Source organism: Lipingzhangella rawalii, assembly GCF_031628175.1.
GTDB lineage: Bacteria > Actinomycetota > Actinomycetes > Streptosporangiales > Streptosporangiaceae > Lipingzhangella_A > Lipingzhangella_A rawalii.
The window spans coordinates 295,568-318,822 of sequence record NZ_JAVLVT010000005.1 but is presented as its reverse complement, the minus strand read 5'-3'; the positions used below and the strand labels follow the sequence as shown (position 1 = coordinate 318,822).

The window sequence follows — 23,255 nt, the reverse complement described above, 5'->3', positions numbered from 1 at the left end:
CCGGCTCCGGCCAGCGACCACCGGCAGAGGGTGGCTTCCGCCAGCTCACGGCCGCACGTCACGCCAAGTCTAGGCCAGACAACGAACGCCTCGGCGCGATTGCGCCCACTGGCGTGCGCCGTTCGGCCACACGCCCACTCGTCGGGGAGGCGGGATTCGAACCCGCGGCCTCATGCTCCCAAAGCATGCGCGCTAACCAAGCTGCGCTACTCCCCGCATCGTGCTGCACCTGGCACCCTACTGGTGCACAAGCACTCCGTCGAAGACGGTATTGTTGTCTCCGTCGGCCAACGATTCTACGGGAGATCCGTAGGCATCGAAGCCACATGCGGGTGTAGCTCAATGGTCAGAGCCCCAGCCTTCCAAGCTGGTTATGCGGGTTCGATTCCCGTCACCCGCTCTGGAGAGGTGCGGCCGGTCCGCAGTTCCCGCGCCGGCCGCACCTCCTACCTGGGAGAGCCGACGTGTCGGAATCTTCCGGACCCGGTCCAGCCCCGCCTGTTGGGCGTCTTCAGGTTCCTGGGGCTCTCCCCGACAAGCAGCAAGCGCGTTCGGCCAGAATCCCGGTGAGCCCAGCCGTTGGTTCGACGCCTCAACTCCCGGTCGGAGCGGTCCCGGCGGCGGGAGTCCCAACGACACCGAGATCCCCGCGATGTCCGGCACGCCACCCGGGGACGGTCGGCTCCCGGTTTTCTTCGGTCCGGTGGAGCCCACGTGGGATCCGGCCAGGGTGAGGAGTTCTAGGTCTACTGCTCCATCCCACCGACCCGCGACGTGGACGCCGCGAGCGGGTAACGTGTCCTGTCGGACCGGCCGGGAGCAGCACGCCCCGGACCAGGGCCGACCGCTAAGGAGTGAGCAATCGTGCTGCGCACACTGGTCAATGGCAAGATCCACCGTGCGACCGTCACCCAGGCCGACCTGCACTATGTCGGATCCCTCACAGTCGACGCCGATCTCATGGCCGCCGCGGACCTCGTGGACGGTGAACAGGTTCACGTGGTCGACATCGACAACGGAAACCGTCTGGTCACCTATGTGATCACCGGGGACGCGGGCAGCGGGGTGATCGGTATCAACGGGGCCGCCGCACATTTGGTCAGCCCCGGCGATCTGGTCATCATCATGTCCTACGCCCAGTTGGACGAGCGGGAACGTCGGGATCACCAGCCCCGGGTGGTGCATGTGGACTCCGACAACCGGATCGTGGCGCTGGGCTCGGACATGGCCGAACCGGTTCCCGGATCGGACCAGCGTCGCTCCGGTGCCGCCATCAACTGAACTCGTCCGGCTTGCGGACCAGCGGTGCAGCCGGGCCCGCAGTGGGCAGGCCCGGAGGCGGGAATGCCAGCCGCGACGGCCACGTCACACAGGATCCTGCGGGCTGTGGCCCCGCCCCGGCACCTCCCACCCCCACCGGCCCGTTCCTGCCCCGATGGACCGGGGGGTGGCCCCGACCGTCCAGCCCCTCAGCCCCACCTCGATACGACCTCCATCCGGTAGCCCACTCCGCGAACGGTCACCAGCGCGCACCCGGTGGCGCCCTCGCCGAGCTCACGCAGCCGGCGCCGGAGCCGCCGCACGTGCACCGTGATGGTGTTGGTGTCCACGGTGCGGTTGTCGCTCCAGATCTCGCGCCGCAGTTCGCTGCGGGTCACCGCCCGAGGTGCGTGGCGGACCAGGTGGCTGAGCAGCCGGAACTCGCGCGTGGGAAGGACGAGGCTTCGGCCATCCGTCCGTACCTGATGTAGGTCCTCATCCACGACCAGGTGACCGCACCGGAGGGGCTCGGGAGCCGGTTCCCAGCGCCCGTCCGCGCCACCGCGGACGCCGGCGAGACGCAGCACGACCCCGAGGTCGTAGGGGCGGGGCAGGCAGGCCACGGCACCGGCAGCCAGGGCGTTGACACCGCGGGAATCCGAGGGGTCGCTGACCCCCACCACGACCGGTATGCCCAAGGTTGTGTGGAGCAGCTGCACGAGCCGGACACCGGGAACCGCGGCCAGGTCCGCACTCACCACGGCGAGATCCGGGCGCCACAGTCCCGCACGGAGCAGCCCTTCCAGCGGTTCGGTGCACAGGCGCACGCTGACCCCCCGGACCGACAGTGCACCGGCCAGCCGCCGCCCCTGTTCCGGACTCGATTCCAGGCACAACAGGCGGGGTTCGCGGCGCTGCCGGGGAGGCGGAACGGTCACCTCCGAGTGCACGTCCCCGCGGGCCGTCGGGGCGTCGACGAGATCCGCCGTGACAGCCATACATCCTCCCGTGCCGTCGATGGCCCGCCGTGCGGCGGCGGTCGCAATCCAACGCCACCGGAATGAACGGGTGATGGCACCCCAGTGCACACTCCGGGAACAGTTCCGGCGTGGGCCACCGCTGAGGCGGCCACGGGCGGGCACGGGTGGGCACGGGTGGCCAACACCGGGGACACAACGCCCCGCCAGCGCATGGTCGCTTATCGGGCAACGGATGTTCACCGGCTGGTCATGTCCGTGCCGGACCATGGCGGAAGTCCGAACGGTCAGCCTCGGCGGAGGAGCGATGCAGCAACAGGTAGTAGCACCGGACACGCGGCCCGAGGCGGCGCAGCCGGAGTCACCGATCCCGCGCGGCGACGACGTCTTCGAGCTCGCGGACGTGTCGTGCTCGTACGGCAGCTTCACCGCTGTACGCGACATCTCGTTGAACATCCCCCGGCACCGGATCACCGCATTGATCGGCCCCAGCGGCTGTGGAAAGTCCACGCTGTTGCGGTGCCTGAACCGGATGAACGACCTCGTCCCGGGCACCGTGGTCGGGGGAACCCTGCACTACAACGGGGAGGACATCTACGGTGCGGACATCGATCCGGTGGAGGTGCGTCGCCGCATCGGCATGGTGTTCCAGAAGCCAAATCCCTTCCCCAAGTCGATCTACGACAACGTCGCGTTCGGTCCGCGCCTAAACGGATTCCGTGGAAATCTGGACGATCTGGTGGAGGAAGCGCTGACCCGCGCGGCCCTGTGGGACGAGGTGCGGGGCAAACTCAAGATGAGTGGTCTCGCCCTGTCCGGCGGCCAGCAACAGCGCCTGTGTATCGCCCGAACCCTGGCGGTTCAGCCTGACGTGATCCTCATGGACGAGCCGTGCTCGGCCCTGGACCCGATCGCGACCCTCAAGATCGAGGAGCTGATGGCCGGACTCAAGGACGACTACACCATCGTGGTGGTGACCCACAACATGCAGCAGGCGGCCCGAGTCTCGGACATGACCGCCTTCCTGACGGTGAACATCGACGACGAGGTGGGCGAACGCACGGGGGAACTGGTCGAGTTCGCCTCCACCAACCACATCTTCACCAATGCTTCGGATAAACGCACCGAGGACTACATCACCGGGCGGTTCGGCTGAGGCATTCCGGGAGCTGCCGTGCGGAGCCCGGCGCTCCCACGGCGGTTCCGCCCCGCGCACGCACACTTCGGGGGTGTCCACCGGGTGGACACCCCCGACGTGTGTTCGAGGTTCGACCGTCCCGCCCGCTGCCGCTCTGTGGCGGCGCGGACGAAGCCGGGATCAGTGCGCGGTGACCCGTGCGCGGGAGCCGATCCACCGTGCCAGGATCGTCAGGAGCAGCACCAGGGCGAACAGGCACAGGGCGGCACCCCAGGCCCGTTCGATCCCGGCCTCGAAGGGCTGGCGCGCCCCGTGGTACAGCTGAAGCGGAAGCGCGCCCTGTGGGGTTCCCTGGAACGCGGTAACCATGACATGGGTGCCCAGGGCTGTCAGCAGCAGCGGTGCGGTTTCCCCCGCACCGCGGGCGATCGCCAGCATGGACCCGGTGGTGAGTCCTGGACCTGCGGCCGGGAGGACCGTCTTGAGCACGGTCTGCCATTTGCGGGCCCCCAGGGCGAAACTGGCCTGTCTCAGCTCGTCCGGGACCAGCCGCAGCATTTCTTCCCCGGAACGGGTGACGATCGGCAGCATCATGATGGCGATGGCAACCGAGGCGACGAAGGTGCCGAACTGGAGCTGTCCCCAACCGACCACGAGCAGGCCGTAGACGAACAGACCGACGAAGATTGAGGGAATACCGGTCATCACGTCGGTGAAAAAGCGGATCAGGGTGGCGAGTCGCCCGCGACCATACTCGACGAGATAGACCGCGGTCGCGATTCCCAGCGGGATCGCCATGACGATGGCCAACAGCATGATGTAGGCGGTTCCGAAGAAGCCCGCGACATAGCCGCCCCCTTCCCGCCGCGGCGGGGGTTCGGGCTGGGTGAAGAATCCCCAGTCGATGACCCCGGCGCCCCTGCGGGCAACCTCGACGAGGATGAGCACCAGGGGGGTGAGCGCCACGAGCATCGCCCCGGTCAACACCACGTCGACGATCCGGTTCGTGACCTGCCGGGACCGGGCGTTGCGTCCCTTGACCAACAGGCTGCGGTGCCCGCTCGGCGCGGTGCCAGCCGGGGTCCCAGTCGTGGTTGCCAAGCGTGTGGTGGTACTCATGCCGCAGCAGCTCCCTTTCCCGCCAGCCGACCCACGCGCCAGACCAGCAGGCGAGCGGCGATGTTGACGATCATGGTGACGATGAACAGGGCCACCCCGATGGCCATGAGGCCCCAGATCGCCTCCTGAGTGGCGTCCTGGAAGGTGGCGGCGATGTGTGCGGCCATGGTGTCGCCGGGAAACAGCAGGCTGTCCCCGGCGCGTTGCGATCCACCGACGAGCATCAACACCGCGATGGTCTCGCCAAGAGCGCGCCCGAGTCCGAGCATGGTGGCCCCGACGATGCCGGAGAAACTGGCCGGCAGGATCAACCGGGTAATCACCTCGTGGCGGGTGGCTCCCATGGCGTAGGCGGCGTGCTGGTGATCCACGGCGTGCACGGCGATGACCTCGCGGATGATCGCGGTCATGATCGGCAGGATCATCACCGCGAGTACGACTCCGGCGGAAAGGTAGCTGAAGCCGTACACCTGGCCGTGGAACAGCGTCATTCCGTCCGAGACGCGAAGCCAGAGCAGTCCGGTGTAGACCGCCAGTACCACCAGGGTCAGTGCGCGCAGGGGAACGCCACCCGGACCATCGGCCGGCGTGCGTCCCCGCAGGTGGGTGCTCCAGGACCAGACCCGCCGGGCGAGTGCCCGGGTCAGGTAGGCCACGAACGGGGCGGTGACCAGGAGGAGCACCAGGAACGAGGCCACATGGTTGTGGCTGGACAGGAATTCCTGGAGCGGCCGCAGGAACACGGGCAGGAAGAACCACAAGCCCCACAGCCCGAAGACGACGCTGGGTATCGCGGCGAGCATCTCCACCGTGTAGGACAGCGTGTTGCGTAGGCGCTGGGGCGCGAGTTGGGTGATGTACAGGGCGGTCAGGATGGCCAGCGGCAACGCCAGCGCGATCGCGATCGCGGAGGTGACCAGTGTTCCGTAGATGAACGGCAAGGCGCCGTACTCGCCGGTGACCTCGACCCGGGAGGTCCCGGAGGACCACTGGTCCCCCAGCAGGAACCCGAAGAAGCCCTCACTGCGGAAGATGGGCCAGGCGTCTTGGGTGGTGCGCAGCACCATCAGGGCGAGGACGACGAATACGGTGCACGCCGCGACGGTCACTGACCAGCGGAAGATGGGGTCAGCGAACCGTCCACGTCCGGTGGCCCGCAGCCCGGCGGGTGGGGGCGTGTTCGATTGAACCTCAGGTGACATGACACTCCGTCCGCTCGACGGGCGTCGGGGCGGGTGGAGCGCCCCGACGCCCGTGCGGGGAACTACTCGTCCTCGACGTTGATGCGCTCGATCTCCCCGGCCACACGCTCCTTGAGTTCGGGCCCCATCGGGGCGTAGCCGAGTTCGACCGCCAGCTCGTCCGCCTCCTCGGTCTGGGTGGCCCAGGTCCAGTAGTCGCGCAGGGCTTCGGCCGTGTCGTCGTCGTAGCCGCACTCATAGGCGAAGATCCAGTTGGTCCCGGCGATCGGGAAGCCCTCCCCACCGACGTCGTTGATGTCGAATCGGTAGTCCTCGGGGATCTCCGCTTCGTCCGACGCGGCGGTCGTCGCCTCCAGCGTGGGCTCGATGGCGTTACCGTCGGCGTTGATCACCGAGACGGGGTAGAGGTCATCCTCCTCCTGGATGTAGGACTGGTTGAGGTACCCGAACCCGCCCTCGTTCTGCAACACGCCACCGGCGACGCCCTCGTTACCCTGGCCGCCGACCGTGCCCTCGGCCCAGTCGATCTCGGTGTGTGCCCCGTACTCCTCGTCCCATTCCTCCACCTCGTGGGAGAGGTAGTTCGTGAACACGTAGGTCGTGCCGGAGCCGTCGGAACGGTGCACGGGCACGATCTCCTGGTCCGGCAGATCCATGTCCGGGTTGAGTTCGGCGATCGCCTCGTCGTCGTAGCTGGTGATCTCCCGGTCGAAGATCGCGGCGAGGGTGGCGGCGTCGAGGACGAGCCCCTCCAGGTCCGGATTGTCGACCGCCGGCACCACGGAACCGAAGATCACCGGGAACTGGATGGGGTCGCAGCCGCGCTGATCGCGGGCAGCATCCAGCTCGTCGTCATCCAGGTAGCGCTCGGAGGAGCCGAAGTCCACCGTGTCCTGGAGGAACTGCTCGATACCTCCCCCAGAGCCGATGCTCTGGTAGTTGATGTGCACCCCCGGCTGCTCGAAGGCGTACTCGTACTGCCAGTCCTGGAACAGCGGATTCGGGAACGTCGCCCCCGCGCCGGTTAGGTCCGCGGAGAGGTCACCCCCCTCGCCCTGGGCCTCCGCGTCACACGCCGTGGCGAGCAGGGGGATGACCGCCAGTACCGCGGTCGTGGAACGCCAGTTGCGCATCGGTTCGACTCCTCGCTCATGAGATATCGGGATCAACCAGGACAGGAAGCTACGGGTCACATCCGACGTCACGACGGATCTCCGGCAGCCGGGCACTGACCGGGACACGAACAGGAGATGAACCACGACGCAGGCAGCACGGATCCCGGTGCGGCTCACCGCGCCCCACCCCAGGGACAGTTCACCGGTCGAGTGGTGTCCAGCCCCCGTTCACCACCGGTTCAGCTCGCTGGCTTTGGATGTGACGCACACACCGCACAGCGGAGGGACTCTGGGTGAACACTGCGGGCCCCGGGCCCGCCCGGACCGGCACGGAGATCGCCATGACCACGCCCCGGCTACTGCTGATCGCCGCGCACCAGGTCGCGGAGGACGGACAGCCGCTGGTGGAGGCACTGGCCACACACCAGGTGACAGCGTGGGCGAGCCCGGATGTGGCCGAGGGGATGGCGTGGATCGGCCCGTTGCGTCCGGATGTGGTCGTCCTCGGCTGCGCGGTCGCCGATCCACCCCTGCGGAGAGTGGTCTCCCTGGTGCGTGCGGAGGTGGGTGTCGCGGTCGTGGTGGGGGTGCACTCCCAGCGCTCCCACCAGCACAGACACCGCGCGCACCGGGACGGGTCCGGAGGTGGGGACACGGGGATGGCGGCGCTCGCCGCCGGGGCGAGCGCCACACTGGCCTGTCCGTTCGCGGCTGGGGACCTGGCCCGGATCGCCCACTCCACGGTGCGGGCCCGCGACGAGGAAGCAGGCCCCACCACGCCCCCCGCCCTGCCGGACGGCACCCGCGGCGTCCTGCGACACGGCCCGCTGGAACTGGATCCGGGCGGGATCCGAGCCTGGATCGACGGATACCGGGTCGACCTCACCCACCGGGAGTTCGAGCTGCTCTACCACCTGGTGTTGAACTGCGGGCGCGTGGTCCCCCGCCGGGAGGTGTGGTCGGCGGTGTGGGGACGCCGCACCTGCGGATCGTCCGACACCATCGGGCTGTACGTGCGCCGGCTGCGGGCCAAGCTGGCGGTTGGCACCGCCCCCCTGACCATCCGTACGGTGCGCGGCAGTGGCTATGTTCTCACTGCCGCGCAGGGGAGCCCGGAGGGGTCACAGCCACACGGGACGCCAGGATGTGGGCACACCTGAGTACTCCCGCCCGCTCGCCGCGTCCACGTACCGCTCCCACCGGAACGGTAGCCCCGCCGCCAGCCAGACCCGCGGATGGTCCATGAGCTGGAAGTGTACGTGGGGCTCGCTGCTGTTCCCCGAGTTGCCGCAGGCGGCGAGGGGCTGACCGGCCACCACCGTGTCCCCCACCGCGACCAGCGTCGACCCCTGTTTCAGATGCGCCAGCACGGCGTAGTCTCCGGAGTCCAGTGCCAGCACCACGTGGTTGCCGAGGATGCGCCCGGGGCCACCCAGTTCCCGGACCGCTCCCTCCACGATCATGCCGAACACGAGCGGCCAGGAGGTGCGGCTCCGGTGGTCGCGCTGGGTGTCCCGAACACGCAGCACCCGTCCGGGCCCCGGAGCCAGCACGGGCTCCCCGAACGCCGGAAAGTCCTGCGGGGGCCGGCTCAGCGGACGCCAGCCGACGTCGGGCCGGCTGGCGTCCGCCGGCTCGGCCACGAGGTCGATCGCATAGGTCTGGCCGTAGGTGTGCAACCCGTGGCTGGGCACCCCGTCCGCGGGCGTGTTGAGCGCCATCCAGCGGCCGGACACCGGCGGCACAACCGTGCGTTCGGCCCTCCGCACCCGTCCCAGACGCAGGTATACCGCCAGGGCCATCACGAACACGGAGACCCCCAGCCAGAACGGCACCCCCAGCCACTCCCCGGGAAGGATCAGCACCGCCCCGACCAGCACGAGGGGAATCCGTATGCGAGCCAGGAACACCGCCACGCGGTTCCGGTTCATCATCAGATACCGAGGATCGCACGGGCGATGGTGAAGTAGATCAACAGACCGGTCGCATCGACGAGCGTGGCGACCAGCGGCGCGGAGACCACGGCCGGATCCACATTCACCCGTCGGGCGAGCAGGGGCATGGCTCCCCCGATGACCGCGGCCCAGGTGCAGATCGCGATCACGGAGAGGGCCACGGCCGCAGCGATCTCCAGATCCTGCACCAGCAGGGTTCCCACCGTCAGCGCGATCACGGCCAGCACACAGCCCAGGAGCAGTCCCACGCGGGACTCGCGCCAGGTGACCTTGGGCAGGTCCCGGACCCGGACCTCACCCACGGCCAGGGCCCGCACCACCGCGGTTGCCGACTGACTGCCGACGTTTCCCCCGGTGCCGGTCAGCATCGGAATGAACAGGGCCAGGGCGGTGACCTGCTCCAGGGTCGCCTCGAACACCTGGAGCACATTGATGGTGAGCGTCGCCGCCACGATCAGCAGCAGGAGCCACACCGATCGGGCGCGGGCCATGGCCCACACACTGGCCGCAACGTAGTGGCCGGCGAGGGGGCTGGCACCCGACTGGCGGGCGATGTCCTCGGTGTCGGCCGCCTCGATGAGTTCCACCGCATCGTCGATGGTGAGTAGGCCGACAAACCGCTCTTCGCTGTCCACGACCGGCAGGGCGAGCAGGTTCGCGTCCTGCATGAGCCGTGCGGCCTCCTCGGCGTCGGAGACCGCGGACACCCGTGGCACCAGCACATCCACGGTGTCCTTGATCGATGTCTCGGGGTCGAGCAGCACCAGGTCACTGAGCTGTACCGTCCCAGCGAGCCGGCGTCCGTCGTCGACCACGGGCAGGGTGTAGATGGTCTCCGAATCATGCCCCTGAGCCCGAACGACCTCCAGAGCCCGCCCCACGGACAGGTCGCGGTGCAGGACGACGGTTTCCGGGGTCATGTAGCGACCCACGGACCCCTCGGGGTATCCGAGCAGCGCCGCGGTCATCTTCCGCGCCTGGGGGCTCAGGCCCGCCAGGGCACGCGTGGCAACCTTGGCCGGGACCTCACCCAGCAGCCGTGCCCGGTCGTCGGGGTCCATCTCGGCGATCAGCTCGTGGAACGCCGAATCCCGCAGCCCCAGCAGGATCTCCTGCTGGTGTGGCGGGTCCAGCTCCTCGAACACCTCCAGTTCCCGGTCCTTGTCCAGCAACCGGAACGGGACGATCGCCTGGCTGGAGTCCATTCGGGCCAGTTCGTCGGCGATCTCGTGGGGATGGTGCTCCGCCAGCCACAGGCGGATTCCAGTGAGGTCGTTCTGCTCGACCAGCTCGCCCAAAGCCGGCTGCTCGACCTGTTCGCTCTCCGACAGTGTGCGCACCTCCAAGCCTGCCCGCTCCGCTGTCGAGTCGTGGACCGCGTCGAACCGTTCCGGCCGTGTGATCCGCTGATCTGATGACACGACGAAAATCCGCCAACCAGCAGCGGTTCCGACCATATCGGGCTGGTGGAGCGTCCAGGACGCGCAGCGCCGCCGGACTTCGGGCCCCGGAATCGGCCGGAGGGGTGGTGGGGCGCCGCCTCGCCCCGTGGAGTGGTGTGCCGTCAGTTCCGGCGCCAGATCACCACGAGCCCGCAGTCATCGTTCTTGTCCCGACTCAGGGTGTTCACAACCTCCCGGGTCCCTTCCCGCACTCCCCGGGTCACCATCCGTTCGGCGACCCCCAGCAGGCGTTCCACCCCCGTGTCCAGGTCCTCTCCCGGAATCTCGATCAACCCGTCGGTGTAGAGCATGATCGCGTCCCCACGGCGCAACCGGCCGGTGACCGGGGTATAGGTCATCTGTGGCATAACGCCCAGGACCACCCCCTTGGCCTCGGTGACGGTCCACTGGCCGCTGCCGCTGGCGAAGTGCACCGCCGGGGGATGGCCGGCGGAGGCGAGCGCGTAGTCCCCGGTCTCCAGATCGATACTGACGTGCACCGCGGTGACGAACCCCTCACCCAGGGAGCTCCGCAACAGGTAGTCGTTGCAGTGGGAGAGGAACTCGCCCGCCGGTACGGCCCCGATCAGTCCCCCGAAGGCGCCGGACAGCAGGAGGGCGCGCGTTCCCGCGTCCACCCCCTTGCCGGAGACGTCGACCACGGCCACCTCCAGCTGGTGACCGTTGCGCGCCGAGACGATGAAATCCCCGCCGAACGAGGAGCCTCCCGCCTGTTCGAGTACGGCCGCGGAATCCCAACCTCGGGGCAGCTCGGGCAGGTCCCCCTGGCTGCGGAGCCGATCCCGCAGCTCCAGCAGCATCTGTTCCCCACGCAGCCCCCGAACGCCCAGCCGTTCCCGCACCCCCGACAGCAGATACGCCAACACGGCGGTAACGCCGATCGTCACCAGCAGGCCCGGCCCGACCTGAGTCACTTCCAGGGACAATGCGATGAACAGGAGGACGGCCGCGACGACCCCCAGCAGGAAGGCGAGACTCTTGCGCCGCAGCAGCAGGCCACCGGCAAGCACCGTGAGGATCACCGCGCTGGGCGGGAACCACGCCTGGGAGACGTAGACCGCACCGAGGCCGATCCCCACCGCGAGCACCACCAGGGTGATGAGCACCAACCGGTAGCGAAACAGCACCTTGCGGCGTAGCGCCGCGGCGGCACGACTGATCAGCGAGCGCACACGACGGGTCCTCTGGGGGGCTGGTGGAGAACTCATGGAACGCGTTAGGGCAGAAACGTCCGGCCGGATGGCGCGGATGAGAAGGCCCCTCCCTCTCTAGGCGTGACGGTCGGGCTGGTGACAACGACAACGGGCTCATGTCAAAGCGGGAACCACCGTTGCTGCACTGTAGCGCGCGCCGGCACCACAAGCACGCTACTCTGCACGAATCCGGCGCGCACACCCCCGAATCGTCCCGCCCGATTCCCGGGCGAATCGCCGCGAGGTCCGCCGTGGCCAGACCCGGCGGAAAAAACCTCGCCCCCGACTTCCGGAACTGGCAGAGAGTTCCAGTATGTCCACAACACAGCCAACCGTGCCCAGCTGGACGCTGCGCCAGCTCGATCCGGACGAGTTCGAGGAGTGGTACGCCGTTCATTGGAGTGTCAGTGATGTACCGGCTGCGTCCGCACTGGGACGCCGACGACCTGCCACAGACCACACTACGGGTGGAGGAACTCTACGCTGCCGACCCAGCGGCCCACGCGGAGCTGTGGCGGTATATCAGCGGCCAGGATCTGGTGTCCACGGTGACGCTGCGACACCGCCCCGTCGACGACCCCCTGTTCCACCTGGTGGCCGATCCTCGCCGGCTGCGGCCCCGCCTCGGGGAGGGACTGTGGGTTCGGCTGGTGGATCTTCCGGCCGCGCTGCGCCAACGCAGCTACTGCGCTGCGGCGGATCTGATCCTCGATGTCACCGACGCCACATGCCCATGGAACGCCGGACGATGGCGCCTGAACGTCGACACGTCCACAGCCTGGTGCACCCCCAGCGACGCACCTCCGGACCACCCTGGATGTCGCACAGCTCGGTGGTGCCTATCTGGGTGAGACCCGACTGAGTGCGCACGCGGACGCCGGACAACTCACCGAACACCACAGCGGAGCGGTGGCCGCGTTGGACACCGCCATGGGGTGGCCACGCTCCCCCCTGTGCAGCACCGACTTCTGAGCACAGCACAGGCAGCACAGCCGGTGGGCGGGGACGCGGCGCCCGACCGGCCCACCGGCGACCATGCTCTTACGGTAGGGGTGGCAGTTCCCCGCTGCGCTCGTAGGTCGTGATCATCTCGATCCGCCTGGAGTGGCGGGAATCGCCGCTGTAGGGCGTGTCCAGGAATGTGGCTACCACCTCGGTGGCCTCGGCCTGGGAGTGCATCCGCGCGCCGATGCCGAGCACGTTCGCGTCATTGTGCTCTCGGCACAGCCGCGCGGTTTCGACATTCCAGGCCAGCGCCGCCCGCACCCCGGCCACCTTGTTCGCGGCGATCTGCTCGCCGTTTCCGGAGCCGCCGATGACGATGCCCAACGCGGCGGGGTCCGCAGCGACCGCCTCGGCGGCACGCAGCACGTAGGGCGGATAGTCGTCACTCGCGTCGAAATGGCCAGGGCCGGCGTCGACGACCTCGTGCCCGTGCTCGGCGAGCCAGGCGCGCAGGTGTTCCTTCAGTTCGAAGCCAGCGTGATCGGATCCCAGATGAACTCGCACGCCAACAGTCTGTCAGCTCGCCACAGCCGACCGAACCCGACCCGGCGTGCCGAACATCACCCGATCCCGAACGCGACGCCGGTGTCACTCCCAGTGCGGAGGACGATCCTCCCGATACCGGTCAGTGAAATCCCCGAAGGCTCCCCCCAGGTCCGACCAGGGATCGGGCTCCAACCTGGTGGCGTCGACATCCGGCAGGACGTCCAGGCTCTCCCCGTCGTCGAGTTCCACGGTGCGCTCGTCGTCAGGCCCGTGTACCGCTCCACTCTCCAGCACTGTGCGCCTCCGGTGTCGACTCGGTCGCCGTCAGTCGAAGATTGGGGCTCTGGTCCGACTGCGCTTGAGCTCGAAGAACCCGTCGGTTCCCGCCACCAGCAGTACCCCGTCCCAGAGCCTGCCCGCGTCCTCCCCCTGCGGGGCGGGGGACACGACGGGGCCGAAGAACGATACACCGGAAACCGAGATCACCGGAGTACCGACTTCCTGCCCCACTCGGTCGATCCCATCGCGGTGGGACGCGCGCAGGGCCTCATCGTACTCACTGCTCTCGGCCGCCGCGGCCAGATCCGCAGGAAGCCCCGCCTCGGACAGGGCCGAAACGAGCGTTTCCTTCGTGCGCGGGGCGCCCTGCACGTGGTAGCGCGTGCCCAGGGCGGTGTACAGGTCCCCCAACACCTCGGGGCCATGGTGGCGCTCCGCCGCGACCGCCACCCGCACCGGCCCCCAGGCCTCGTCCAACAGCCGCCGGTAGCCCTCGTCGACCTCCTTGTCCTCGTTCAACACGGCCAGACTCATCACGTGCCAGCGCGCCCGAACCGGCCGCACTTGTTCCACGTTCAGCAGCCACCGCGAGGACAGCCATGCCCACGGGCACAGCGGATCGAACCAAAAGTCCACTTGTGTCGAAGCATCCTGCATTGTCGCCTCTCTCGCACTCGTCCGGCCCTGCCCCTCCCCGTGGGCGGTAACCAGCGCCACGCTGCACGCATTCCCAACGCGGCATGGCAGGATCGAACTCGGTTGTACATCCATTCGGCGCAGCAAGGGGGCTGGACGTGGCAGGGAACCTGACACGCGACGAGGCACGGGAACGCGCACGACTGCTCACCGTGGACAGCTACACGGTGGAGCTCGACCTCACCACGGGGCAGGAGACCTTCCGCTCCACGACGGTGATCCGGTTCCGGTGCCACGAACCGGGCGCGGCCACCTTCGTGGACCTGGTGGCCCCCACCGTGCACGAGGTCCACCTCAACGGCACCCCCCTGGACGTGGCGGACGTGGCGGACGGGGAGCGCATCACGCTGGCCGACCTGGCCACGGACAACGAGGTGCGGATCGTGGCCGACGCCGCCTACATGCGCACCGGGGAGGGGCTGCACCGCTTCGTCGACCCCGTGGACGACCGGGTCTACCTCTACACCCAGTTCGAGACCACCGACGCGCACCGAATGTACGCCTGCTTTGACCAACCGGATCTCAAGGCCACGTACGAGCTCACCGTGTACGCGCCAGCGGACTTCGCGGTGGTGTCGAACAGCGAACCGGACATTCGCGGTGAGCCCCGGCCCGACGGCGCGGTGACGACCGGAGCATCCGACGCGCGGCGCTGGCACTTTCCCGCGACCCGGCCCGTATCCACCTACATCACCGCGCTCATCGCCGGTCCCTACCACGTGGTGCGGGACTCCCACGACGGCATCCCCCTCGGCGTCTACTGCCGGACCTCACTGGCCGAGTATCTGGACGCCGACGAGATCCTGGAGGTCACCAAACAGGGTTTCGACTTCTACCACGAGCTGTTCGGCATCAGGTACCCCTTCGACAAGTACGACCAGCTCTTCGTTCCGGAATTCAACGCCGGAGCGATGGAGAACGCCGGGGCGGTGACCTTCCTGGAGGACTACGTCTTCCGGTCCCGGGTGACCGACGCGCTGTACGAGCGGCGCGCGGAGACCATCCTGCACGAGATGGCGCACATGTGGTTCGGTGATCTGGTCACCATGCGGTGGTGGGACGATCTGTGGCTCAACGAGTCCTTCGCCACCTTCGCCAGTGTGTACTGCCAGGCGAAGGCCACCCGGTGGCCCGAGGCCTGGACCACCTTCGCCAATGTGGAAAAGGCCTGGGCGCTGCGCCAGGACCAGCTGCCCACAACCCACCCCATCGCCGCCGATATACCCGACATGCAGGCGGTCGAGGTGAACTTCGACGGCATCACCTACGCCAAGGGCGCCTCGGTACTCAAACAGCTGGTGGCCTATGTCGGTGAAGACGCCTTCTTCGAGGGCGTGCGCGCCTACTTCCACGCCCACGCCTGGGGCAACACGGAGTTGCGCGACCTGCTGGACCAGCTGGAGCGGGCCTCGGGCCGGGACCTGGCTTCCTGGTCTCGGGAGTGGCTCGAAACCTCCGGAGTGTCTACGATGCGTCCCGAGTTCTCCGTCGACGACGAGGGCCGGTTCACCGATATCGCGATCCGCCAGGAGGCCACCGAGGAGCACCCGACCCTGCGCTCACACCGCCTGGCGGTCGGGCTCTACGATCGCGAGGACGACACGGGACACCTGGTGCGCCGGCGGCGAGTCGAACTCGACGTCTCCGGGGAGCGCACCGAGGTACCCGAACTGCGGGGCGAGGTGCAGCCAGATCTGATCCTGGTCAACGACGACGACCTGACCTACACCAAAATCCGACTGGACGAGCGCAGTATGCGCACCGTCGTGGAGAGTGTGGGCGACATCCGCGAATCGCTACCGCGAACCCTGGTGTTCTCGGCTGCCTGGGACATGTGCCGCGACGCGGAGCTTCCCGCCCGCGACTATGTCCGACTGGTACTGCGGAGCCTGGACAAGGTCACCGACGTCTCGGTCGCCCGCACCCTGCTGCGGCAGGCCACCCTCGCGCTGAACTCCTATGCCGCCCCCGAGTGGCGCGACACCGGACTGGATCAGCTGGCCACACGTCTGATGGACCTGCTGGCTGCCGCCGAGCCCGGAAGTGACCTCCAGCTGGTCTACACCCAGGGGTTGATCGACGCCGCGGTCAGCCCCCAGCACCTCGCCTTCCTGGCAGGGATGCGTGATGGCGACGTGTCGGTGGATGGCCTCACCGTCGACACGGACCTGCGGTGGAGCATCCTGCGTCGCCTGGTGGTGCGGGATGCCGCTGGAGAGAAGGAGATCGCGGCCGAACTGGAACGCGACCCGACCGCCACCGGCGAACGCTCGGCCGCGGGATGCCGCGCGGCGATTCCGGACCCGGATGCCAAGGCGGCCACCTGGGAACGGTTGCGCACGGCGACCACCATGGCCAATGCCGAGTTCCGCGCCACCCTGCTCGGGTTCACCGAGCCGTCGCACCGAGAACTACTCCGCCCCTACGTGGACGAGTACTTCGCGCTACTCGCTCCGGCCTGGGCGGAGTGGACCGGGGAGTTCGCCCAGACCTTCGCCGAGATGGCCTATCCGAGCTACCTCATCGAACCGGAGACGGTGCGGCGCACCGACGCCTACCTGGAGTCCGAGGACCCAGCACCAGCACTGCGGCGCCTGCTGTTGGAGGGACGGGCCGGCGTGCAGCGGGCCCTGCGCGCGCAGGAACGCGACGCACAGGCGGCCGCGGCCGAGTAGCGGCACGGACAGCGCGGAGCTCAGCGCCCGGAGCCTTCGAACGGCGAAAGCCGAACGAGCGCGGCCGGCCCCGTGGCCCGAATCCAGCGGGGGCGGGGCCGGCCGGCTGGGTACGCCCGGCCGGCCCCGCCCCCGCTCGACGACAGGAATCGTCCCCAGAAAGATCCCATCAGAACCTGGTGGGATCTTTCCGACACAGCAGGCATAATCCCAGACGTGCTCCATCCGTACCGTGTGCTGTTCGCGCATCCGCATGTTCTCGCCTTGCTGCTGTGGTCGCTGGTGGCCCGGCTGCACATCGCCGGGTTACCGATCCCGGTCACGTTCCTGGTTGCGGAATGGACCGGATCCTATGCCTGGGCGGGACTCGTGGTCGGTGGCCACACGTTGGGCACCGCCATCGCCGGTCCGCTGCGCGGCCGTATGGTGGACGTAGGGCGCGCCGACCGCATGATGCTGCTGTGTGGCCTGTGTTTCGGCACGGGGTTGTCCGTACTCGCCTTGTTGCCGGAATCGGTCTGGTGGATTTCCGTGCCACTGTCGATAACCACCGGGCTGTTCACCCCGCCCAGCAACCAGATCGCCCGGGCGTCCTGGCCTCGGCTGACCACCGGCTCCTCCCGCCAGACCATCTTCGCGGCCGAGGGTGCCCTCCAAGAACTGATCTTCGTGGTCGGTCCCCTCCTTGCAGCCGCTGCGGTGGCCCTGGCCGGGCCTCGCCCCGCCGTGGGGATGCTCGCGGTCATCGTGGTCATCGGAGCGCTCGGATTTACGGCCGTGGTCCGGCGGGCGGACCTGGTCCACGCCCCGACCCCGACGCCCGAGTCCGCGCACACGGCGCACCAACCGTTGCTGACCCGCCCGATGGTCGTCCTCTCGCTACTCGCGCTCCTCCTGGTGGCCGGGATCGGCGCGATCGACCTGGCCATCGTCGCGTTCGCACGGGAACTCGGGGCTGCGGGCTACGCGGGCGGCTTCGCCGCGATCTGGGCCCTGGGCTCGCTCGTGGGCGGTTTCGTGGCCGGAACCCTGGTCGGGACCCCCCGGATCGGCATCCGTGCTCTGGCCACCACCTGTGGTCTCGCGCTCCTCGTCCCGTTGAGCCCGCCGCTGCTGGAGCTGCCCTCCCCCTGGCTGCTGACTCCAGTCCTGTTCGTCGCCGGCCTCGCGATCGCTCCGACACTGGCTGCGGGAATGAGCCGACTGGGCGAGATCGCTCCCCAGCATCGACGCGCCGAGGCGTTCGGCTGGCTGAACACCGCAACAGCCACGGGAATCTCCGTGGCGGCACCCCTCACCGGTGCCCTGTTGGACTGGGGCGGGGTCGCCGCTGGATTCGCCTGTGGTGCCGTCCTCACCCTGGGCGCCACGATTCTGGGCTTCCTCGCGCCATCCGCCCCACGGCCGGAATCGGCAGGCCCGACCACGGCCGGGGAACCATCGTCCGCACGTCCCGACGGCGACTGACCCGGCCCCGCGGGACGTGCGGAGTCAGGGCCCGGCCTACGCGTTCCAGATCGGCGGTCGTCGCCCGTGCCACGGGCGGGCCTGCTCCAGCTGTGCCGCGAGGGCGATCAGGGTGGGCTCGCCACCGAACCGTCCCATCAGCGTCGTTCCGATCGGCCCCGGATTCCACACCAATGGCAGGCTGATCGCGGGCTGACCCGTGAGGTTGGCCAGAACGGTAAACGGCGTGAATCGGGTCATCCGTTCGAACTCCGCGACCGGATCCCCATCCGCGCTGAACGATCCGACCTCGGCGGGCAGTTGCGCCAGGGTGGGGGTGAGCACGGCGTCGTATTCGTCCATGCGTGTCATCGCCGCACGGATCGCCAGCTGCAACTGGTGGGTAGCGTCCAGATACTCGGTGGCGCTGAGACCACGCCCCCGTTCGCGCAGCCAGCGGCTGAGCGGACGCAGCCGCTGCTCATCCTCGGGCTGCACCGGGTAACGCGTCGCCATCGCGGCCCAGACCGTACCGAAGTGGTTCTGAACCTCGGGAGCGAGCGGAACCTCGATGTCCACAACCTCGTGCCCCAGTTCCTCCAGCAGGTGCGACACCGAATCATAGGCGGCCCGGACCTCCGGCTGCGTCGGGGCATCGGGCACCGGCGACTCCGCGAAACGGCCGATCCGGAGTCGGCGCGGCCCCTCCCCCACGGCCCCCGGAGCCAGCGCATCTGCCGTTCCGACTGCGTAGTCCCGGAACCGCACCCCCGAGGGCAGCGCGGGAGCCGGAAAGTAGTCCCCGGGCCGGGTGATGGCGACCGCGTCGAGCAGGGTGGCGGCGTCCGTCACCGTGCGGGCGAGGGGACCGGTCGTGGACAACCCGATGAGGTCGGGACGCACCGGTGCCGCGGTGACGCGCCCACGTGTCGGCTTGAGTCCGACCAGGCCACAGACACTGGCGGGAATCCGGATCGAACCCGCCCCGTCACTTCCCTGTGCCACCGGGGCCAGACCGGCGGCGACCGCGGCGCCGGCGCCACCACTGGACCCACCCGCGGACCGGGTCAGGTCCCAGGGGCTCCGCGCCGGCGGCGCGACGTCGTTGTCGGTGTGGCAGGCCATACCGAACTCTGGAGTGTTGGTCTTTCCGATCAGCACTGCTCCGGCCGCCCGCAGTTCGGCGACGAAGTCCTCATCCAGCGGCGCGACCTGCTCGGCATAAACGGCAGATCCCCAGGTCCAGCGCACGCCGGCCACCATGTCCAGGTCCTTGATCGGCACCGGGATGCCGCACAGGGGAGGAAGGTCCTCGGGTGTGTCGCGCAGCACGCGCTGTTCGGCCGATCTGGCCTGCGCTAACGCGTCTTCCTCAGTGACCGTAACGTAGGCACCGAGGCGGTCGTTCAGACGCTCGATTCGGGAGAGATAGTGCCGGGTGATCTCGACAGGTGAGAGTTCCCGCTTGCGCACATGCAGAGCCTGCTCACTGACCGTGAGCTCATGGATGTCAGTCACGCCTCAAGGCTAGGGAGCACGAGCGAGGGGCACCACCCCGCGGCCGGCGTGGCCACATCTCTGGAGAGGTGCCGAATCTCCTAGGTGTTCCCTGGGCGAACCGCCCAACACGTCAGACCATGGCACACCGAACGACAGGGAACTGTGAGCTTAGGCATACTTTCCCTGACATAGGGTCATCGCTACGCTCTGCAATGTGAGTTCTCCAAGTTCGACATCAGGGACCTCAGATCCGGTCCAGCAGGCACGTGCGGTCCAGCGACAGCGCTCCGTGTCCACGGACCCGATCGTGCGGCGGGACAGTGGCCGAACCTACCGAGATGCGCTGCGGGCAGCGGCCAAACGCCCCTGGATCCTCGTGGCGCTCGCCGCGGCGGCACTCGGGCTGATGGTCGGACTCCTCAGCGGCGTGTGGCGGATCGGAATCACCGTCGGCGTGGGGGCCTTCCTCATCTATCTGCTCTACAGCGCCCGACGCCAGTCCGAGGTTCCGCAGTGGCGCCGCGCCTCGGCCGCACAACGTCGAACCGAAGCCCAGCTCCGTGTGATGAAACGGTTCGGCTACCGGGTCCTGCACGCGCGAGCTGTCCCCGGCGGCAACGGAATCATCGACCACTTCGTCATCGGACGTCGCGGAGCTTTCGCCATCGACTCCGAGACGTGGGACAAGCGGCTCCCGGTCCGGAACAAGCTCGAAAAGCTGTACCACGGCAAATTCTCCAAGAACGAGCGCCTGGACCAGGCACTCGAGGAGGCTCGCCTGGCCCAGAATCTGATCAGCGAGCAGCTCGGGCGGGAGATCTTCGTACGGCCGGCGCTGGTGATCTATGGGCCCAGCATGCCGTGGGACATCCATCGACTGCGGGGGATCGATGTTCTGTCCGGCCACAAGGTCCGCAAGTGGCTACGCACCGGCGGGGACCGACTGACCGAGACGGAGATCGAGGAGATCTACCGCGCTGCCCAGACGGCTCTGCCACCCCGGTACTGACCGCGACTCTCAACGCGGGCGGCGTCCCGGACGCGCGGCGGGGACAGCACTCAGGTCGAGGACGTGCCGTCTTCGCCGCGCCGAAACTGCGGTGCGCAGCCAGTCATCCATACAGACATACAGACATACAGACATACACTGTCCACGATGTGGACGCACTTCCCTTTATCCGAGACACAGGGTTCGCGTGGGGAGATACCATCGGACTCCTAACCGGTCGACGAGAGTCCGCTTAAGGAGTCCTCATGCCCGCGCTACGCTCACGCACCGTCACCCACGGTCGAAATATGGCCGGCGCGCGCGCCCTCATGCGTGCTACCGGCGTCGAGCGCACGGACTTCGGTAAGCCGATCGTCGCCGTAGCGAACAGCTTCACCCAGTTCGTTCCCGGCCATGTGCATCTTCGTGAGGTTTCCGAGGTCGTCGCCGGAGCGGTCCGGGAAGCCGGCGGTGTTCCCCGCGAGTTCAACACGATCGCGGTCGACGACGGCATCGCCATGGGACACGGAGGCATGCTCTACTCCCTACCCAGCCGCGAACTGATCGCCGACGCCGTGGAGTACATGGTCAATGCGCACTGCGCCGACGCGCTAGTGTGCGTGTCCAACTGTGACAAGATCACCCCGGGGATGCTGCTCGCGGCCATGCGGTTGAACGTTCCGACCGTGTTCGTCTCCGGCGGCCCCATGGAAGCCGGCAAGGTCACCGTGGTCGACGGCACCGCGACCCGGCAGCGCAAGCTTGACCTGATCAACCCGATGATCGCGGCCGCCGACGAGAGTGTGTCCGAGGCCGAGTTGGGCGAGATGGAGGAGAACGCCTGCCCGACCTGTGGCTCCTGCTCCGGGATGTTCACGGCCAACTCCATGAACTGCCTCACCGAGGCGATCGGGCTGGCCCTGCCCGGTAACGGGACGGTCCTGGCCACACACACCGCCCGACGTCAGCTGTTCGAGGATGCCGGCCACCGGGTCGTGGAGGCAGCCCGCCGCTACTACGAACAGGACGACGAGTCAGTCCTGCCACGCGCGATCGCCTCCCCGGCCGCCTTCGGCAACGCTATGGCGTTGGACGTGGCGATGGGCGGTTCCACGAACACGATCCTGCACCTGCTCGCCACGGCCACCGAGGCCGGAGTGGACTTCGGGCTGGACGAGATCGACGAGGTCTCCCGGAAGGTGCCGTGCCTGTGCAAGGTCGCGCCGAACACCGAGGAGTACCACATCGAGGACGTGCACCGGGCCGGCGGGATCCCCGCCATCCTCGGTGAGCTGGCCCGGGGCGGGCTGTTGGACACCTCGCTGCCGACGGTGCACGGACAGACCGTCGGGGAGTTCCTCGCGGACTGGGATCTGATGTCCACCACCGTCACGCCGCAGGCACGGGAGCTGTTCCACGCGGCACCGGGTGGCGTACGCACGACCAAAGCCTACTCTCAGGACACTCGCTGGGACAGCCTGGACACCGACCGCGTCCAGGGCTGCGTCCGCGAGGTCGCACACGCCTACACCGCGGATGGTGGCCTTGCGGTCCTCCGCGGAAACCTGGCCCCCGACGGTGCGATCGTGAAGACCGCGGGTGTCGAAGAGGAGCTGTGGACTTTCACAGGACCGGCCAAGGTGTTCGAGAGCCAGGAGGAGGCCGTGGAGGGCATCCTCAACAAACAGATCGAGCCGGGCGATGTCGTGGTGATCCGCTACGAAGGGCCCAAGGGTGGCCCCGGCATGCAGGAGATGCTCTACCCGACCAGCTTCCTGAAGGGACGGGGTCTGGGCAAGGCATGCGCCCTGATCACCGATGGCCGGTTTTCGGGAGGCACCTCGGGACTCTCCATCGGCCATGCCTCCCCGGAGGCCGCTGCCGGTGGAGATATCGCCCTGGTGGAGGACGGTGACCAGATTCGGATCGATATCCCGAACCGTTCCATCCAGCTCGACGTGCCCGAGGACGAGCTCGCCACCCGCCGGGAGCGGCTCACCAAGGAACTCGGCGGGTTCCGCCCCCGAGAGCGGCACCGTCCGGTCACTCCAGCGCTACGCGCCTACGCCGCGATGGCGACATCGGCATCGACCGGCGCCGCACGGGACGTCAGCCAGGTGGAGTAGGACCGACGGACGGCCAGGCGGTCTGTGCGTGCACGCGCGCCACCGGACCGCCTGGCCCCCGGTCTCACCGCAGCACGTCCGGCCTGTACGGCCTACACAGCGTCACCCACCGCAGCAGCCGCCACCGCAGCAGCCACCACCGGCGTCCGTCTGCTCGGCCCCCGATCCGAGCCCAGCCGTGGTCAACAGCTTGACCGTGTCCTCGTGGCCCTGTGGGCACGCGGCCGGATCCCCGGCCGCCTGCATGGGCCGTTCCAGTTCGAATGTGCTGCCGCAGGCGCGGCATCGGAAGTCGTAGCGCGGCATGAATCCAGGATAGGCCCAACCATCGGCGACTCCGGAAACGACGGAAGTAGTGCCCGGGCAACCAACCACCGGCACCACGCCCCGCACGAACCGGCCCATGGGGAGGCTCCATCGGCCTCCCGACACATTTCAGCCGGGGGGGAGTCCGCCCGCACAACTCACTTCCCGCTTCGCGGCCAGCGCGATGGAATCCTGCTGACCTGTACCGGTACCAAGTGGGAGCGTGCCGGGATCGGGTTGTGGTTCCGTGGTTCGGTGCACTCGGATCGTGGCCGTGGTGCGTCGCGGTGGTGCATCCCAGCGGTGCGTCCCGACCGGCGTCGGGC

Annotated in this window: 21 protein-coding genes and 2 tRNA genes; 10 read left to right on the top strand and 13 right to left on the bottom strand. The window is 68.4% G+C overall.

Features of this window, described 5'->3' with window-relative positions; translation table 11 throughout:
• Positions 1 to 141: 141 nt before the first annotated feature.
• Positions 142 to 216: transfer RNA gene (locus tag RIF23_RS12425), tRNA-Pro, on the bottom strand.
• A 112-nt stretch (positions 217 to 328) separates the two neighbouring features.
• Between RIF23_RS12425 and RIF23_RS12420 the strand changes: the two genes are divergently transcribed.
• Together RIF23_RS12420 and panD are read left to right on the top strand one after the other, a co-directional pair.
• Positions 329 to 400, top strand: a tRNA-Gly gene (locus tag RIF23_RS12420).
• A 464-nt stretch (positions 401 to 864) separates the two neighbouring features.
• Positions 865 to 1,281, top strand: coding sequence for an aspartate 1-decarboxylase (gene panD, locus RIF23_RS12415; protein WP_310912652.1), 417 nt, complete (start codon positions 865 to 867; stop codon positions 1,279 to 1,281).
• A 188-nt stretch (positions 1,282 to 1,469) separates the two neighbouring features.
• Here the strand turns inward: panD and RIF23_RS12410 are convergent, their stop codons facing one another.
• Entirely contained in the window at positions 1,470 to 2,258 is a 789-nt protein-coding gene (locus tag RIF23_RS12410; RefSeq protein WP_310912651.1) for a response regulator transcription factor, read from the bottom strand.
• Positions 2,259 to 2,544: 286 nt separating this feature from the next.
• On the opposite strand from RIF23_RS12410, the gene pstB reads away from it, so the two are divergent.
• The gene (pstB, locus tag RIF23_RS12405) at positions 2,545 to 3,393 is read left to right on the top strand and encodes a phosphate ABC transporter ATP-binding protein PstB (protein ID WP_310912650.1); all 849 of its coding nucleotides are present in this window, start codon (positions 2,545 to 2,547) and stop codon (positions 3,391 to 3,393) included.
• Positions 3,394 to 3,555: 162 nt separating this feature from the next.
• Here pstB and pstA read toward each other — a convergent pair whose 3' ends face one another.
• The 3 genes from pstA to pstS form a co-directional block, all read right to left on the bottom strand.
• The gene (pstA, locus tag RIF23_RS12400) at positions 3,556 to 4,494 is read right to left on the bottom strand and encodes a phosphate ABC transporter permease PstA (RefSeq protein WP_310912649.1); all 939 of its coding nucleotides are present in this window, start codon (positions 4,492 to 4,494) and stop codon (positions 3,556 to 3,558) included.
• Positions 4,491 to 5,696 (bottom strand): PstC family ABC transporter permease, encoded by a 1,206-nt coding sequence (locus RIF23_RS12395; protein WP_310912648.1) that lies wholly within the window; start codon positions 5,694 to 5,696, stop codon positions 4,491 to 4,493. Before RIF23_RS12395 ends, pstA begins: the two co-directional genes overlap by 4 nt.
• 62 nt (positions 5,697 to 5,758) lie before the next feature.
• A complete protein-coding gene (gene pstS, locus RIF23_RS12390; RefSeq protein WP_310912647.1) occupies positions 5,759 to 6,829 on the bottom strand; it encodes a phosphate ABC transporter substrate-binding protein PstS in 1,071 nt (356 codons plus the stop codon).
• Between the two features lie 323 nt (positions 6,830 to 7,152).
• Here pstS and RIF23_RS12385 point away from each other — a divergent pair, with 323 nt between their 5' ends.
• Complete coding sequence (locus tag RIF23_RS12385) at positions 7,153 to 7,971, top strand: winged helix-turn-helix domain-containing protein (RefSeq protein ID WP_310912646.1); 819 nt, start codon at positions 7,153 to 7,155, stop codon at positions 7,969 to 7,971.
• On the opposite strand, the gene RIF23_RS12380 is transcribed toward RIF23_RS12385, so the two are convergent.
• The 3 genes from RIF23_RS12380 to RIF23_RS12370 form a co-directional block, all read right to left on the bottom strand.
• Entirely contained in the window at positions 7,933 to 8,745 is an 813-nt protein-coding gene (locus tag RIF23_RS12380) for a M23 family metallopeptidase (protein ID WP_310912645.1), read from the bottom strand. The two genes, RIF23_RS12385 and RIF23_RS12380, sit on opposite strands and share 39 nt — an antisense overlap.
• On the bottom strand, positions 8,745 to 10,097 hold the full coding sequence (gene mgtE, locus RIF23_RS12375) for a magnesium transporter (protein WP_310912937.1): 1,353 nt from the start codon (positions 10,095 to 10,097) through the stop codon (positions 8,745 to 8,747). The genes RIF23_RS12380 and mgtE overlap by 1 nt, the downstream gene beginning before the upstream one ends.
• 233 nt (positions 10,098 to 10,330) lie before the next feature.
• Positions 10,331 to 11,437, bottom strand: coding sequence for a PP2C family protein-serine/threonine phosphatase (locus RIF23_RS12370; protein ID WP_310912644.1), 1,107 nt, complete (start codon positions 11,435 to 11,437; stop codon positions 10,331 to 10,333).
• Between the two features lie 395 nt (positions 11,438 to 11,832).
• Here RIF23_RS12370 and RIF23_RS12365 point away from each other — a divergent pair, with 395 nt between their 5' ends.
• Both RIF23_RS12365 and RIF23_RS20825 read left to right on the top strand, forming a co-directional pair.
• Positions 11,833 to 12,273 (top strand): sterol carrier protein domain-containing protein, encoded by a 441-nt coding sequence (locus RIF23_RS12365; RefSeq protein WP_310912936.1) that lies wholly within the window; start codon positions 11,833 to 11,835, stop codon positions 12,271 to 12,273.
• Positions 12,236 to 12,394, top strand: coding sequence for a sterol carrier protein domain-containing protein (locus tag RIF23_RS20825; RefSeq protein ID WP_407659466.1), 159 nt, complete (start codon positions 12,236 to 12,238; stop codon positions 12,392 to 12,394). Before RIF23_RS12365 ends, RIF23_RS20825 begins: the two co-directional genes overlap by 38 nt.
• A 69-nt stretch (positions 12,395 to 12,463) precedes the next feature.
• Here RIF23_RS20825 and RIF23_RS12360 read toward each other — a convergent pair whose 3' ends face one another.
• The 3 genes from RIF23_RS12360 to RIF23_RS12350 form a co-directional block, all read right to left on the bottom strand.
• On the bottom strand, positions 12,464 to 12,931 hold the full coding sequence (locus tag RIF23_RS12360; RefSeq protein WP_310912643.1) for a ribose-5-phosphate isomerase: 468 nt from the start codon (positions 12,929 to 12,931) through the stop codon (positions 12,464 to 12,466).
• Positions 12,932 to 13,015: 84 nt separating this feature from the next.
• On the bottom strand, positions 13,016 to 13,207 hold the full coding sequence (locus RIF23_RS12355; RefSeq protein ID WP_310912641.1) for a hypothetical protein: 192 nt from the start codon (positions 13,205 to 13,207) through the stop codon (positions 13,016 to 13,018).
• A 30-nt stretch (positions 13,208 to 13,237) separates the two neighbouring features.
• The gene (locus tag RIF23_RS12350) at positions 13,238 to 13,849 is read right to left on the bottom strand and encodes a mycothiol-dependent nitroreductase Rv2466c family protein (RefSeq protein ID WP_310912640.1); all 612 of its coding nucleotides are present in this window, start codon (positions 13,847 to 13,849) and stop codon (positions 13,238 to 13,240) included.
• A 137-nt stretch (positions 13,850 to 13,986) separates the two neighbouring features.
• On the opposite strand from RIF23_RS12350, the gene pepN reads away from it, so the two are divergent.
• Both pepN and RIF23_RS12340 read left to right on the top strand, forming a co-directional pair.
• A complete protein-coding gene (gene pepN / locus RIF23_RS12345) occupies positions 13,987 to 16,563 on the top strand; it encodes an aminopeptidase N (RefSeq protein WP_310912639.1) in 2,577 nt (858 codons plus the stop codon).
• Positions 16,564 to 16,779: 216 nt separating this feature from the next.
• Positions 16,780 to 18,030, top strand: a complete 1,251-nt coding sequence (locus RIF23_RS12340) for an MFS transporter (protein ID WP_310912638.1) — start codon at positions 16,780 to 16,782, stop codon at positions 18,028 to 18,030.
• A 36-nt stretch (positions 18,031 to 18,066) separates the two neighbouring features.
• Here RIF23_RS12340 and RIF23_RS12335 read toward each other — a convergent pair whose 3' ends face one another.
• Positions 18,067 to 19,527: an amidase gene (locus RIF23_RS12335; RefSeq protein ID WP_310912637.1), complete on the bottom strand. Its 1,461-nt coding sequence runs from the start codon at positions 19,525 to 19,527 to the stop codon at positions 18,067 to 18,069.
• 388 nt (positions 19,528 to 19,915) lie between these two features.
• Here RIF23_RS12335 and RIF23_RS12330 point away from each other — a divergent pair, with 388 nt between their 5' ends.
• Both RIF23_RS12330 and ilvD read left to right on the top strand, forming a co-directional pair.
• Positions 19,916 to 20,518 (top strand): nuclease-related domain-containing protein, encoded by a 603-nt coding sequence (locus tag RIF23_RS12330; protein ID WP_310912935.1) that lies wholly within the window; start codon positions 19,916 to 19,918, stop codon positions 20,516 to 20,518.
• A 245-nt stretch (positions 20,519 to 20,763) separates the two neighbouring features.
• Complete coding sequence (ilvD, locus tag RIF23_RS12325; RefSeq protein WP_310912636.1) at positions 20,764 to 22,623, top strand: dihydroxy-acid dehydratase; 1,860 nt, start codon at positions 20,764 to 20,766, stop codon at positions 22,621 to 22,623.
• A gap of 102 nt (positions 22,624 to 22,725) precedes the next feature.
• Here the strand turns inward: ilvD and RIF23_RS12320 are convergent, their stop codons facing one another.
• Complete coding sequence (locus tag RIF23_RS12320) at positions 22,726 to 22,929, bottom strand: FmdB family zinc ribbon protein (protein WP_310912934.1); 204 nt, start codon at positions 22,927 to 22,929, stop codon at positions 22,726 to 22,728.
• Positions 22,930 to 23,255 lie beyond the last annotated feature (326 nt).

What these genes read in the sequence shown, in the direction of transcription:
- pstA (WP_310912649.1), bottom strand. Translation starts at nt 4,494, where the DNA reads ATGAGTACCACCACACGCTTGGCAACCACGACTGGGACCCCGGCTGGC.
- RIF23_RS12380 (WP_310912645.1), bottom strand. Translation starts at nt 8,745, where the DNA reads ATGATGAACCGGAACCGCGTGGCGGTGTTCCTGGCTCGCATACGGATT.
- RIF23_RS12370 (WP_310912644.1), bottom strand. Translation starts at nt 11,437, where the DNA reads ATGAGTTCTCCACCAGCCCCCCAGAGGACCCGTCGTGTGCGCTCGCTG.
- pstS (WP_310912647.1), bottom strand. Translation starts at nt 6,829, where the DNA reads ATGCGCAACTGGCGTTCCACGACCGCGGTACTGGCGGTCATCCCCCTG.
- RIF23_RS12410 (WP_310912651.1), bottom strand. Translation starts at nt 2,258, where the DNA reads ATGGCTGTCACGGCGGATCTCGTCGACGCCCCGACGGCCCGCGGGGAC.
- RIF23_RS12320 (WP_310912934.1), bottom strand. Translation starts at nt 22,929, where the DNA reads ATGCCGCGCTACGACTTCCGATGCCGCGCCTGCGGCAGCACATTCGAA.
- RIF23_RS12395 (WP_310912648.1), bottom strand. Translation starts at nt 5,696, where the DNA reads ATGTCACCTGAGGTTCAATCGAACACGCCCCCACCCGCCGGGCTGCGG.
- RIF23_RS12385 (WP_310912646.1), top strand. Translation starts at nt 7,153, where the DNA reads ATGACCACGCCCCGGCTACTGCTGATCGCCGCGCACCAGGTCGCGGAG.
- RIF23_RS12350 (WP_310912640.1), bottom strand. Translation starts at nt 13,849, where the DNA reads ATGCAGGATGCTTCGACACAAGTGGACTTTTGGTTCGATCCGCTGTGC.
- ilvD (WP_310912636.1), top strand. Translation starts at nt 20,764, where the DNA reads ATGCCCGCGCTACGCTCACGCACCGTCACCCACGGTCGAAATATGGCC.
- pstB (WP_310912650.1), top strand. Translation starts at nt 2,545, where the DNA reads ATGCAGCAACAGGTAGTAGCACCGGACACGCGGCCCGAGGCGGCGCAG.
- RIF23_RS12365 (WP_310912936.1), top strand. Translation starts at nt 11,833, where the DNA reads ATGTACCGGCTGCGTCCGCACTGGGACGCCGACGACCTGCCACAGACC.
- RIF23_RS12330 (WP_310912935.1), top strand. Translation starts at nt 19,916, where the DNA reads ATGGTCGGACTCCTCAGCGGCGTGTGGCGGATCGGAATCACCGTCGGC.